General features: G+C 57.7%; 9 protein-coding genes and 1 pseudogene. 3 read left to right on the forward strand and 7 right to left on the reverse strand.

Going from position 1 to position 12,737, the window contains the following annotated elements; genetic code table 11:
- Positions 1 to 158: 158 nt before the first annotated feature.
- Positions 159 to 488 (reverse strand): annotated as a pseudogene (locus P4L78_RS22865) (endonuclease domain-containing protein); the annotation flags it as partial.
- A gap of 3 nt (positions 489 to 491) precedes the next feature.
- Positions 492 to 2,387: a DNA mismatch repair endonuclease MutL gene (mutL, locus tag P4L78_RS04745; protein ID WP_309327107.1), complete on the reverse strand. Its 1,896-nt coding sequence runs from the start codon at positions 2,385 to 2,387 to the stop codon at positions 492 to 494.
- Positions 2,388 to 2,584: 197 nt separating this feature from the next.
- On the opposite strand from mutL, the gene P4L78_RS04750 reads away from it, so the two are divergent.
- Complete coding sequence (locus P4L78_RS04750; protein WP_309327108.1) at positions 2,585 to 3,859, forward strand: aminotransferase class I/II-fold pyridoxal phosphate-dependent enzyme; 1,275 nt, start codon at positions 2,585 to 2,587, stop codon at positions 3,857 to 3,859.
- Positions 3,860 to 3,985: 126 nt separating this feature from the next.
- On the opposite strand, the gene P4L78_RS04755 is transcribed toward P4L78_RS04750, so the two are convergent.
- Positions 3,986 to 5,770, reverse strand: a complete 1,785-nt coding sequence (locus tag P4L78_RS04755; protein ID WP_283148238.1) for a GGDEF domain-containing protein — start codon at positions 5,768 to 5,770, stop codon at positions 3,986 to 3,988.
- 240 nt (positions 5,771 to 6,010) lie between these two features.
- Here P4L78_RS04755 and P4L78_RS04760 point away from each other — a divergent pair, with 240 nt between their 5' ends.
- Both P4L78_RS04760 and P4L78_RS04765 read left to right on the forward strand, forming a co-directional pair.
- The gene (locus tag P4L78_RS04760) at positions 6,011 to 6,502 is read left to right on the forward strand and encodes a MarR family winged helix-turn-helix transcriptional regulator (protein WP_283148239.1); all 492 of its coding nucleotides are present in this window, start codon (positions 6,011 to 6,013) and stop codon (positions 6,500 to 6,502) included.
- The gene (locus tag P4L78_RS04765) at positions 6,499 to 8,037 is read left to right on the forward strand and encodes an MFS transporter (protein WP_309327109.1); all 1,539 of its coding nucleotides are present in this window, start codon (positions 6,499 to 6,501) and stop codon (positions 8,035 to 8,037) included. Before P4L78_RS04760 ends, P4L78_RS04765 begins: the two co-directional genes overlap by 4 nt.
- 672 nt (positions 8,038 to 8,709) lie before the next feature.
- Here P4L78_RS04765 and P4L78_RS04770 read toward each other — a convergent pair.
- From P4L78_RS04770 to P4L78_RS04785, 4 genes are all read right to left on the reverse strand, one after another.
- The gene (locus P4L78_RS04770) at positions 8,710 to 9,360 is read right to left on the reverse strand and encodes a LysE family translocator (protein ID WP_309327110.1); all 651 of its coding nucleotides are present in this window, start codon (positions 9,358 to 9,360) and stop codon (positions 8,710 to 8,712) included.
- 86 nt (positions 9,361 to 9,446) lie between these two features.
- Entirely contained in the window at positions 9,447 to 9,977 is a 531-nt protein-coding gene (locus tag P4L78_RS04775; RefSeq protein WP_309327111.1) for an alpha/beta hydrolase, read from the reverse strand.
- Positions 9,978 to 10,065: 88 nt separating this feature from the next.
- Positions 10,066 to 11,664, reverse strand: coding sequence for an NAD+ synthase (locus tag P4L78_RS04780; RefSeq protein ID WP_309327112.1), 1,599 nt, complete (start codon positions 11,662 to 11,664; stop codon positions 10,066 to 10,068).
- Positions 11,665 to 11,741: 77 nt separating this feature from the next.
- Positions 11,742 to 12,734, reverse strand: a complete 993-nt coding sequence (locus tag P4L78_RS04785; protein WP_309327113.1) for a hypothetical protein — start codon at positions 12,732 to 12,734, stop codon at positions 11,742 to 11,744.
- Positions 12,735 to 12,737: the final 3 nt, after the last annotated feature.

Below are 12,737 nucleotides of genomic sequence, written 5' to 3' on the forward strand. Positions count from 1 at the left end.
CCAGACCCAGAACCAGAGTCAGCACCAGAACCAGAGTCAGCCTCCACAAAGGATTTTTCTCCCCTCTTTTTCAAAGAGGGGTTGGGGGAGATTGACCCGCGATGCTTCAAACCCTCACTCCCCTGAAACAAAGTAACCCGACTTTGAACTGTGGACCAGATCGCCTCCACCACCGCATTGGTTTCAAGCAGCACCTGCCGATCATCAAATCGCAATATTTCCAGCCCTCGAGCACGCATGAAAGCATCCCGGCGGGCATCGTACTCTAACCCTTGTGGGGTAAAGTGCTGCGCACCATCGACCTCGACAACCAATTGAGCTGCATGGCAGTAGAAGTCTGCAAAATAGTGCCCGAGCGGTTTCTGTCGATTAAACCGTACGCCTAATTGATCACCATTGAGTCTGAGCCACAATTTCTGCTCCGCGTCGGTAGCCATGATGCGCAACGATTGCGCTCTGCGGCGCCGCTCGATGGGGGATGCATTCATGCCTTACTGGCCCCGCATGAACAGCTTGTCCAGATCATTCATGCTCAGGCGGAACCAGGTGGGGCGGCCATGATTGCATTGACCAGAGCGCTCGGTGGCTTCCATCTCACGCAGCAAGGCATTCATCTCGGGGATGGTCAGGCTGCGGTTGGCGCGCACCGAGCCATGGCAAGCCATGGTGGACAGCAGTTCGTTGCGGCGGCCGGTCAGCATCTGGCTGGCGCCGACTTCGCGGATGTCCTTGATGACCGAGCGCGCCAGTTCTACGGCATCCGCGTCTTTCAGCAACATGGGAATGCCGCGAATGGCGATCTGCGTCGGCGATTGCACGGAGAGATCAAACCCCAATTGCGCCAGTGCTTCGCGGTTGTCTTCGACGGTGGCGACCTCAAAGCGGTCTGCGCTGAACAAATGGGGGATGAGCATCGGCTGGCTGGGCATGTTGTCCAGATCCAGCGCGTTCTTGAGTTTTTCATACACCACGCGTTCGTGCGCCGCGTGCATGTCGACCACAATCAAACCTTCCGCCGCCTGCGTCAGGATATACACCCCATGCAATTGCGCCATGGCAAAGCCCAGCGGCGGGATACCGTCTTCATCGGTCGCGGGCATAAAGGCGCGAGTGCCAACGGGTAATGGGCGTGGATTGCCGCCAGATAAAACGGTGGCGCCAAATTCGGCGGGAGCATAACTCGGGGTGACGGCAGCCTGGCCTGGCTCACGCTTCAGGTCGCTGAACATGCGGTCGTACATTGCCAGCGGCTCTTGCACCACCGGGATCGCCATATGTTGCTGGCGCCACGGTTGTTGCTGATAGCCGGAGGTTTGCGGCGTGCCAGCAGCATAAGTCGGGGCGGCGGGCGCGATGATTTCGCCGGTTTCCGGATCAACGCCTGCCGGCACCTGGCCCGCTTTGGTGCTTGCCAGTGCCTTGGTCAGGCTGCGCAACATAAAGCCGTAAATGGCCTGCGATTCGCGAAAGCGCACTTCAATTTTGGTCGGGTGCACGTTCACATCCACGCCTTCCGGGTCCAGCTCCAGGAACAGGCAATACGCCGCGTGACGATCATGATGCAGCACGTCGCGATAGGCCTCACGCAGCGCGTGGGCAATGACTTTGTCGCGCACAAAACGGCCATTCACAAAGAAGTATTGTGCGTCGCGGCTGGATTTGGATAGCGTCGGGCTGCCTGCTAAACCCCACAAACGCAGCGGCCCCGCCGATTCTTCCACCTGCACGGCGGTCTGCGCGAATTCATCGCCCAGCAAGGCAGCACAGCGTTTGATCACATCGCCGCGCATCACGCGCAAATTGGCGCGGCCGTTATGCACCAGCGTAAATTGCTTGTCCGGGTTGGCCAGCGCCAGGCGCTTGACCATGTCCTCGCAATGCGCGAACTCGGTGCCGTCGGACTTCAGAAATTTGCGGCGAGCAGGCGTCTGGTAATACAGATCGTGCACTTCAATGGTAGTGCCCACTGCCAGCGCCGCTGGTTCCGCTTCGTGCAAACGGCCGTGATCGGATTCAATCCGCCAGGCATGCGCTGCGCCATTAAAGCGGCTGGTGAGCGTGAGTCGGGAAACGGACGCAATCGAAGCCAGACCTTCACCACGAAAGCCGAGCGTGGCGACTTTTTGCAGGTCATCAAAATCGCGAATCTTGCTGGTGGCGTGACGATGCAACGCCAGCGCCAGGTCTTCGTGTTCGATGCCAATGCCGTCATCAATCACTTTGATCAGTTTGGTGCCACCGGCAACCAGTTCCACGCCTACGTTGTCGGCACCTGCATCCAGACTGTTTTCCAGCAATTCCTTGAGCGCAGAGGCCGGGCGCTCGACTACTTCGCCAGCGGCGATCTGGTTGACCAGTTGGTCGGACAAAAGCTGGATGCGAGACATGGCGTGAGGCACAGGCGGGGTAAAGCGGCATTATACCAGCGGGCCGCCATCACCCGGTTTTGTCGCGGCCATTCTGATATTTAAATATTGTTATATCTAAATCAATTTTAAGTATTGGATGGAATATTGCGGCGAGCGAAAGGACAGGGCATGCTGCGCAGTACCCGATCCCGGCGTACTGACAAGGACATGCAGCGATGAAGTTCGATACCCAAGCCATCCACGCCGGTTTCGACGGCGACCCAACCACCCGCGCCGTGGCGGTGCCGATCTACCAGACCACCAGCTATTCGTTTGACGACACCCAGCATGGCGCCGATCTGTTCGACCTGAAAGTAGCGGGCAATATCTACACCCGCATCATGAACCCGACAACCGACGTGCTGGAAAAACGCATTGCGGCGCTGGAAGGCGGCGTGGGCTCGCTGGCGCTGGCTTCTGGCGCAGCGGCCATTACCTATTCGATCCTGACCATCGCCGAAGCGGGCGACAACATTATCGCCACTGGCACGCTCTACGGCGGCACCTACAACCTGTTTGCTCACACGCTGCCGCAGTACGGGATTGAAGTGCGCTTTGTCGATGCCAAAGACCCGCAATCTGCCGCGCAATATATCGACGCCAAAACCAAAGCGGTATTTGTTGAATCTATCGGTAATCCACTCGGCAACGTGGTGGACTTTGCTGCTTTCGCCAAAGTGGCGCATGAAGGTGGCGTGCCCCTGATTGTCGATAACACCGTCCCCACACCTTATATCACCCGCCCGTTTGAACACGGTGCCGATATCGTGGTGCACTCGTTGACCAAATACATCGGCGGCCACGGCACCAGCATTGGCGGCATCATCGTGGATTCCGGCAAGTTTCCGTGGGCCGAACACAAAGCCCGGTTCCGTCGTCTGAACGAGCCAGAAGTGAGTTATCACGGAGTGGTCTACACCGAGGCGCTGGGCCCGGCGGCCTATATTGGCCGCGCGCGCACTGTGCCGTTGCGCAATATGGGCGCGGCGATCTCGCCGTTTAACTCGTTCCTGATTCTGCAAGGGCTAGAAACGCTGGGTTTGCGTATCGAACGCCACACCGAAAACGCACTCAAGGTGGCGCAATTTTTGAAACAGCAGCGTGCGGTGGAGTGGGTGAATTACGCCGGTTTGCCGGATCACCCGTCGCATGAACTGGTACAGAAATATTTTGGTGGCAAAGCATCAGGGCTGCTGACGTTTGGCCTGAAAGGCGGGCGCGAAGCCGGGGCTAAATTCCAGGATGCGTTGCAGTTGTTTACTCGGCTGGTGAACATTGGCGACGCCAAGAGTCTGGCGTGCCATCCGGCCAGCACCACGCATCGGCAGTTGTCGCCGGAAGAACTCAAGAAAGCCGGGGTAACAGAAGATACGGTGCGCTTGTCGATCGGCATTGAGCATATCGACGACATTCTGGCGGATCTGACGCAGGCATTGGCTGCGGCGACTTGATGCCAATTTGAGAGAAAGAGCAGGGTGAATTTAGCGTGGCTAATTCACCCTGCATGGCGCACCGCAGCGCTGCGATCCCGGATTCCCGCTGGCGCTTCATCCGGGCTACATGTTTGCCTGGCTGGTTCACGCGGCAATAGGCGTTGGTAGCGGCTCTGGCGGTTTGCGACCACGGTCGATATACAAGGTCGAACCTGGCGTTTGTTTTGCCATGCTTTTCGCATGGGTGGCCGCAGCCGCCACCTGGTGGTGGCTTTCAAACTGGCTCGGCTCTACTTCAACCACACCTACCGATAGTGTCACCAGCGGATGGCGTTGAGGCAGACCGCGCCGGTCCGGGGCTTCGTAGTCACCGTCTTCCAGATGCGACGACCAGAAAAATTCCGGCACACGCAGCGAGAACTCTTCGAGTAGTCCTTCACAACGTTCATGCCAGTCGGCCGAGCGAAAGATCACCACAAAATCATCGCCGCCGATGTGACCGACGAAATCCACTTGTGAATCTGCGGCGCGCACCAGCAGTTCGCTGGTCAGCCGAATCATGTCGTCGCCCCGCACATAGCCATAAACATCGTTGTACGGCTTGAAGTAATCCAGATCAAAGTACGCCATGGTGAACGGGCGGCCCTCATCCAGCAGGGTTTCCAGCTTTTCCTGAATCGGCACATTGCCGGGCAGCAAGGTCAGCGGATTGGCGTAGCGTGCGGCGCGCACTTGCAGTTCAGTGATGGCTCGCATCAGATCATGACCGGTGCCCATGCCCAGGTAATGGCCATGCTGGGTGATGATAAAACCATCAGCCAGATAGCGGCGTTCGGCGGTGGTCACCAGTTGCGACAGTTCTTGCAGGCTCATCGATTGTTCGACAATGAGGGGCGCGCGGTCCATCAGATTGCTGCAAGGCCGCCCGCCATGCAGTTCATGCGAGAACGGGCGAGAGAAAAACTCGGTAACTTCATGACGCTTCAACAGTCCGAGCGGGCGCTGGTTTTCCACCACCGGCAGGGCGTGCAACTGTGGTGACTGGCTAAAGCGTTGAAACACCGATTCGCAGCTTTCTGAGGGCGGCACGGTTTCCACCGAAACCAGCAAGCCGCCCGCATTGCGATGCCCGTGGCCTGGCAGGGCCGGGGTTGGTGTTTCAGAGAGGTCCAGCGCGATATGGCGTGGCGGATGCGGCAGTGGCTTGCCGATGTGATAACCCTGGGCAAAAGCAATGCCGATGCGCTGGATCACCTGCAGTTCTTGCGGGGTTTCAATCCCCTCGGCGACCACGCGGGTGCCAATGTTCAGGGCGATATGCTGGATCGAGCGCACAAACTGGCGCTTTTGCGCGTCGGCCGCCAGACCTTGCACAAAGTATTTGTCGATCTTGACGAAGTCCGGCTTGAGTTCCGACCACAAGCGCAACGATGAAAACCCTTCGCCCAAGTCATCCAGCGCGATGCGAAAACCCATTTCGCGGTAATGCAACAGCGCTTCTTTAAGTAGTTCGTAGTCGTGTGTCGGCTGGGTTTCGGTCAGCTCAATGACCACGCGCTGGGGCGCCATACCGGCTTCACGCAGAATCTCCAGCGTGGCGCCAGGGTGAAAGTCCGGGTGCGAAAGACACGCCGGGCTGACATTCAGAAACAGGCGGCCAGGCAGGTTTTGCGCCACAAAGGCTTCAATGATGGCGCGGCGGCAGGCGAAATCGAGCGATGGCAGCAGGCCAACCTGTTCGGCACTGCGAAACAGGTTGATGGGCGAATGCAGAAAACTGGTAGACGGCCCGCGGATCAGCCCTTCGTAGCCAAAGGCTTCGCCGTCGTGCAGCGACGCAATCGGCTGGAACAGAGCGGAAAGGCGCTTTTCCTGGATGATTTCTTCAAGATCGCGCCGCAGGTTGTCCAGGTTCAAGGGGTGCGACATGGTAGCTACTCGGGTATTCATGCCCGGTAGGCTGCCACAGCCCGATTACGGCGCCATGACAGTAGTAAGGTTAGGTCGGGCGGGTGAGTGCCACGTCACGGCATGACACTTTAGCAACACCTCATCAGAACATTACATGCTGTTTTAGTGACTTCACTAAACTTGAACTTTACAAGCATTGTTGCACATATTACATATGGTAAATATTACATTAGAAATTAAAGTAAGGGGGAGAATGAAATGAGTTACCAGGCACGCATTACCCGCTTCTGCCAAGTATTTGAAGCCGCGCCACAAAAGGAAATCCTGTTGTCTCGCACCTTGTTCCGGGCCGCAGCATTGCTGGAACAACGTATCAACGAAGCCCTCGTCCCGTGCAATATGAGCATGCCCCAATATCTGGCCATGGCCATGCTATTGGTTGATGAAGGCAATCAACCAACCAACCCGTCGGAAGTGAGTAAATTGCTCGATATGACTCGCACCCAGGTTACGCGGCTGATGGATAGCCTGGAAACCGAGGGCTGGGTTACCCGCACGCTGGATAAAGAAGATCGCCGCCGCATGATGCTCACGCTGACGGACGAAGGCAAAGCCAAACTGAAAATGGCGGCGCCCGTGGTGCATGCGGTTTATCAGCGCGCCTGGTCAGTATTTGACGATGCCGGGCAGGATCACGTTGCTAACGAACTGGCTCACTTGTATGAGGGATTGGAGAAAGAAGTCGCGTGAAACGTCTTGCCGCGTACTGCGCGCCCAATGACAAACGCTGGGTCATGGCGTTACTTGGGTTAACTACCGCAGTCGAGTTTTTTGAAAACAGTCTGTTTGTTTTTTCCAGCAGTCATATCCAGGGCGGGATAGACGCGAGCCCGCAAGAGTTTGTGCTGGCAGTGGCCGCTTATGCCTGCGCCAGCATGCTTGTGATCATGAAACAAGCATGGCTGGCGCATCAGTTGGGGTATCGCAATTTTCTGGGCGGGGCGCTGGCATTGTTTGCGCTGGGGGCGTTGCTCAGCGGACTCAGCCATACCCCGGATCAATTGATCCTCTGCCGCGCTATTCAAGGGCTGGGCGGCGGCGCGCTTTTTACCAGTAGCCGCATCCTGATCAATTTGATGTTTGCGCCAAAAGAGCGTGCCAAGGCGGTGCGCTATTTCATGATTGCCATCTTCTCGGTGTCGGCGCTGGCGCCGGCGTTGGCGGGGATGTGGATCGAGAACTACAGCTGGCGCTGGGTCTTCTGGAGCGTAGTTCCGCTGGCCAGCCTGGCCTCGATTGGTTGCTGGCTGTGGCTGCCGGTGGTGGTGCCCAAGCAGCAGCATGGCGGCGAGTTCACTCCGTTGCCATTGGTGATGTTCGGAGTGGGAGTCATCTGCCTGCAACTGGCTTTGTCCGAAGCCCGCTTCGACTTCTTCGGGCATCCGCTGCATCTGGTGGTTACTACGCTGGTGGGACTAGGTTTGCTGGGCTGGTTTTTCTGGCACCAGTATCGCCATCCTTCGCCGGTGTTTGTGCTGCGCGGCCTGAACAACCAGGTGTATCTGACCGGCCTTGGCTTGTATTTTCTGCATTACTTTCTGGCCAACTTCAGCAATTACCTGTTCCCCATTTACGCCGAACGCGCCCAAGGCGTACCGCTGGAAACCACCGGCTGGCTCAATACCTTTTCTTCGACCATCAGCTTTGTGGTGATCCTGGGATATTTGCGCTGGTCCGCCAAACTCAAACAGAAAAAACCGCTGATGCTGACCGGGGTGATTGCGCTGGCGCTGTGCTGCGCGTGCTTCTCGTTTATGCCACCTGGTATGCCGCTATCGGCGTTCTTCTTGCCCTTGGTGGCCAAGGGCATGTTTGGCGTATTGCTGGTGATCCCAGTGGCCGGGCTGACTTTCCGCGAATTGAAGGCCGAACAATTTGCCCACGGTTATCGCAACAAGAATCTGCTGCGGCAATGGGCTGGTTCACTGGCGCAGGCCGTTGCGGCCATCATGATGCAAAACCGCCAGGCAGCGCTGCATGACTACTACTCTGGCTTTGCCAACAGTTTTAATCCCGCATTCAACGAGATGATGGCGTCCTTGCAGGGCGTTTTTGTTCGCCAGGGCATGTCACCCGAAAGCGCCAACCTGGCTGCATTGGCGCAGATTGCGGGGGTGGTTGATCGGCAGGTTTTGTTGCTGGCGTGTAATGATCTTTACCGGGTGCTGGCAGCGCTGGCTGTGGTGGCTGCGATGGTGATTGTGGCGCAGCGGAAGTTGCAGTGATGAGGGTGGGGCGGAGTGGGTTGGTATTCCGCCATTGCTAGCGTTGTGATTGTAGGGCGGATGCAACCCGCCTTTGGTGCGTTGGTTTTGAAAGTTTGTTTGGTTAGGGCCTTCGGCACGGGTTTTTAAGGGCGGTTGATACCCCGGGGGTGCCCGGGAGCACGTTACTTTCTTTTGGGTCGCCAAAAGAAAGTAACCAAAGAAAAGGCGACCCGGGACGCGAGCGTCCGACGGGGCCCAAGGTCAAAAACCGCAACGAATCGTCTGTCTACCAAGTTGGTCTGCGCGCATCTTGCGTTCCCTCGGTCGGCCGGGACCTAAGGTCTCCGGCTCTCGGTCGGCGTGGTTTGTAGTGGAGGTTTGCCGATGGTGGCAGCAAAGCAAATACCCCATTGGATACCACTTACGTCGTGATTCCCGCGAAGGCGGGAATCCAGTTGGGTCGCCGAGGCTGCCATGGCGAACGTTGCTGCTGGATCCCCGCATTCGCGGGGATGACGGAGAAATAGCCAGTAGCCCGGATGAAGGCCGATTCTCGGCATAAACGTTAGCGGGAATCCGGGGGGCAATGTGTCAACAAGCCAATGGTATTTGCGTTTAGCTGCCTCTTCCCGGATTGCTGCCCGAATCCGGGCTACGTCTTTCACCGGAGGCTGTCGCAACCTCTTCAGCTCATCGTTGCTGCGCCAAAGCCAGCTTCACCCCCAGATAAACAAATAACCCGCCAATGGTGCGATTCATCCACGTTGCAAAGCCGCCCGCACGGCGCAAACGCTTGGCAGCGCGTGTCGCGGTGAGGGCCAGGAAGTGGCACCACAACATGCCGTTAAAATTGAATATCAACCCCAGCACGATAAACGCGAGTGGTTTATTCGGTGCATCGGGCGAGATGAATTGCGGCACAAAGGCCAGAAAGAACAGCGCCACTTTGGGGTTGAGTATGTTAGTCCAGAAGCCTTGCCGAAAGATGGTCCACAGCGGTGCGGCGGGAATAGGCGGGATCACATGTGTGGCATCCCCATTCGTTTGCGCCTTGCGACGGCTGCGCAGCATGCCAATGCCCACATACAGCAAGTACGCCGCGCCGATCAATTTAACGATGGTGAATGCTGCGGCCGAGGTCGCCAGAATGGCCGACAAGCCAAATGCTGCAGCCAGGATATGCACCATGGTGCCAGCGCCGATACCCAAAGCTGCGGCTGATCCGGCGCGAAAGCCTTGCGTGGCGCTGCGGGTGGCAATGTAGAGGGAGTCAGGGCCGGGGGTGATATTGAGTAACAGGCCGGAGATCACAAACAGGGTAAGGCTGTGGATGCCGAACATGGGTTTCTTTCCTGCGAAAGAGACAGGAGTATATCAGCGCCGTTGCGTTTGTCATCTCCGGCAGGCACAGCCAGTGCCCTGGCGAATCAGTCGGTCAGATGCTTCAACAAGGCCAGACCCTGCGCCCATTCACCCAAACCGCTGTTGCCGTTGATATGGCCGTATGCGCCAATCTCCACCAGATCGCTGCCCCAGTTGCTGGAAAATTGGCGGGCGCGTTCAATGGTGACGTATTCGTCGTTACTACTGGCGACCACGATTGAGGGGAAGGGGAGTTTCGCGGTGCTCATCGGCTGAAAACCGGTGGGTTCAACCGGATAGCTCGCAGCTTCAGTATCGCTGGGCGCAACCAGTAACGCCCCTTTGACCGGGCGCTGATGTTGTTCAGCCCATTTGCCGATCAGCGTGCACGCGGCGCTGTGCCCAACCAGGACCGGTGGCTCGGCGCACGCAGCAATAGCCTGGTCCAGATTGGCAATCCAGTCTGCGCATTCGGGCGCTTCCCATTCACTTTGTTGTACTCGCTTGAAATTGGGAAAGCGGTTCTCCCACAGCGTTTGCCAGTGTTGCGGGCCAGAGTTGGAAATGCCAGGCAGGATCAGAACTGGTGTGGTCATAACAGGCTCTAGTGCTCAAAGGGATGAATGGAATTGGGGTGCCAAAAAGAAGGGGCCGAAATATCGTCCCCTCTTTGCTGGTGTGCGGTTACAGCGTAAAGCGATGCGTGATCGGCATGCGCCAGTCTTTGCCGAAGGCGCGATTTGTCACACGTGGACCAACCGGTGCCTGGCGGCGTTTGTATTCGTTGATTTTCAACAGATGTACCACGCGTTCGACATCGGCCGTGGCATAGCCGCGCGCCACGATATCGGCTTTGCTCAGATTTTCTTCGACATACATTTGCAGAATGGCATCGAGCACTTCATACGGCGGCAGGCTGTCTTCGTCTTTCTGGTCCGGGCGCAGCTCGGCTGAAGGCGGGCGCGTGATGATGCGTTCCGGGATGACCTCACTCACCGTATTGCGCCATGTGGCCAAGCGATAAACCAGCGTTTTGGCCACGTCTTTCAGTACCGCAAAGCCACCCGCCATATCGCCGTACAAGGTGGCATAACCGGTGGTCATCTCGGATTTATTGCCCGTGGTGAGCACCAGCTTGCCGCCCTTGTTCGACAGCGCCATCAGCAAAGTGCCACGAATCCGGCTTTGCAGGTTTTCTTCGGTGGTGTCTTCTTTCAGGCCGGTAAATTCGTCAGCCAACCCAGCCATAAATGCTTCGTACATCGGCCAGATTTCAATCTCGGAATACTTGCAGCCCAGACGCTGGATCATTTCGCGCGAGTCATTTACGGAGATATCGGCGGTGTAGCGCGACGGCATCATTACCGCGTGGACTTTATCCGCGCCGAGCGCGTCACAAGCAATCGCCAGCACCACGGCGGAGTCGATCCCGCCCGACAAACCCAGCAAAATGCCAGGGAAGCGATTCTTGCCAATATAGTCCCGCACGCCGGTGACCAATGCCTGCCAGACGCTGGCCTCGACACTCAGTTCTGTCGTGATGCTGGCCGGTTGCAGATCGCCATTTTTGAATTCGACGACTTGCAGGGCTGATTCAAACGGTGGCAGTTGGGCCACCAGCTTGCCTTCACGATTCAGCGCGAACGAATGGCCATCAAACACCAGTTCATCCTGGCCGCCGACCAGATTCACGTAAACCACCGGCATGCCGGTTTCTTCCACACGCTGGGCTAGTACTTCGTGGCGAGTGGCTTGCTTGTTCAGGTGAAATGGCGATGCATTGAGCACCAGCAACAGGTCGGCGCCTTCTTCACGGGCGGCGCTGGCCGGGTCGATATCCCACACGTCTTCGCAAATGGCCACGCCAACGTTGACGCCATTTTGCTCGAACACCAAAGCTTGTGCGCCGGGCGTGAAGTAGCGAACTTCGTCGAACACTTCATCGTTGGGCAGCAGCATCTTTTCGTAGCGGCCCAGCAAATGGCCGTCGCGGATGACGGTGGCGCAGTTAAAGCGCTCATCGCCGCTGGCGAAAGGGTGGCCGATGACCAGCGTGATGCCATCGACTTCATCAATCAAGCGGCCAATGGCTTTGCGGCATTCCGCCAGAAACGCTGGGCGCAACAACAAGTCTTCTGGTGGATAACCGGTAAGCGCGAGTTCTGGCGTGAGCAGAATATCCGCGCCTTGTTTACGCGCTTCAGTCGCAGCGGCGAGGATCAGATCGAGATTGCCAGCCAGATCGCCGACGACGGAATTGATTTGGGCAAGAGCGATGCGCATGCGATGGGATCGTTAGCGGGTGGGGATAAAGCGCGATTGTACGCGTGTGTGGCTATGTGGCGAAGGGCCCGGCCCGCTCAGGGGGTATCGTCATCTGGCGCCGGGGCGTAAATGGTAGTCGCGCCTGCCTGGAAGACACTGGGGATCAAGTGCGGATGCCGCGGCAGGTAGAGCATGAAATGCAGCCCCAGCACGACCAGCGCCAGATGCACCCACGACCAGATCCGGTGTCGCCGCGCACCGGTGGCGGGGTCTTCGGTGGCAACCAGAAACGGGCGGCCGTCCTGGCAGGCGCGCATCACATTGGTGGGCGTGGTGTTTTGCAGTTCGGCAATTTCCTGGCTGACTTCTGCTTCGGCTGCACTACGCGCCTTATCCCACTCTTGCGGGTCGATCTGGCCATTGCGATCAGTATCAAACCGGCGCAGCAGATCGTGTTGATCACGTTTCCAGTCGGCCAGTTTGAGCGATACCGCCAACCGGAAGTCCGCTGGCTGGTCGCGTACCGAGACAAACTCGCCCAAGGCATATATGGCGTCGCCGGCACGGATAGTCCACGCGGTATAGCGCTGCTTGCCATCGTGGGTCACGGTTTTTTCGGTAGTGATTTCTGCCGCATCCGGATCAATCAGGCAGCGGCCACTGCCGTCGCTGATCAGAAAGCCGTGATCGCTTTCCAGCGTCTGCTGGTGCACGTAACTGTCACGGTTATTGGCGCCGCTTTGCAGTTCAGCGATGTCAACGCGATACCACACGCACTGCATGCCGGTGCCTGGGCAAATCAGTGAACCGTCGTCCAGCGCCTGCGCGTGCCCGGCGATTTCCACATAACCCTGAGGCGCAGAGGCGATGCGCGCTACCGGCGTGTCGGACAGCAAGCGATAACGGCGGCGATGATGCACCCACGCAATCAGCGATGAGACGGCGATCAAGCCCAGGGCCAGCGTAAAATTGCGGGGTTTATGGGTGAGGAAAGCCACCCACAGCGCCATCAGTTCGATCGCCAGCAAGCCTGCGCCAAAACTCAAACGGCGCAGGTTGGGCAGTTGCAGATTGAACAAATCAATCATGAG

The organism is Silvimonas sp. (assembly GCF_031291215.1).
Classification (GTDB): Bacteria; Pseudomonadota; Gammaproteobacteria; order Burkholderiales; family Chitinibacteraceae; genus Silvimonas; species Silvimonas soli.

Excerpts from the sequence above, each read along its gene's own strand:
- mutL (WP_309327107.1), bottom strand. The coding sequence starts at position 2,387 with ATGTCTCGCATCCAGCTTTTGTCCGACCAACTGGTCAACCAGATCGCC.
- P4L78_RS04750 (WP_309327108.1), top strand. The coding sequence starts at position 2,585 with ATGAAGTTCGATACCCAAGCCATCCACGCCGGTTTCGACGGCGACCCA.
- P4L78_RS04755 (WP_283148238.1), bottom strand. The coding sequence starts at position 5,770 with ATGTCGCACCCCTTGAACCTGGACAACCTGCGGCGCGATCTTGAAGAA.
- P4L78_RS04760 (WP_283148239.1), top strand. The coding sequence starts at position 6,011 with ATGAGTTACCAGGCACGCATTACCCGCTTCTGCCAAGTATTTGAAGCC.
- P4L78_RS04770 (WP_309327110.1), bottom strand. The coding sequence starts at position 9,360 with ATGTTCGGCATCCACAGCCTTACCCTGTTTGTGATCTCCGGCCTGTTA.
- P4L78_RS04775 (WP_309327111.1), bottom strand. The coding sequence starts at position 9,977 with ATGACCACACCAGTTCTGATCCTGCCTGGCATTTCCAACTCTGGCCCG.
- P4L78_RS04780 (WP_309327112.1), bottom strand. The coding sequence starts at position 11,664 with ATGCGCATCGCTCTTGCCCAAATCAATTCCGTCGTCGGCGATCTGGCT.
- P4L78_RS04785 (WP_309327113.1), bottom strand. The coding sequence starts at position 12,734 with ATGATTGATTTGTTCAATCTGCAACTGCCCAACCTGCGCCGTTTGAGT.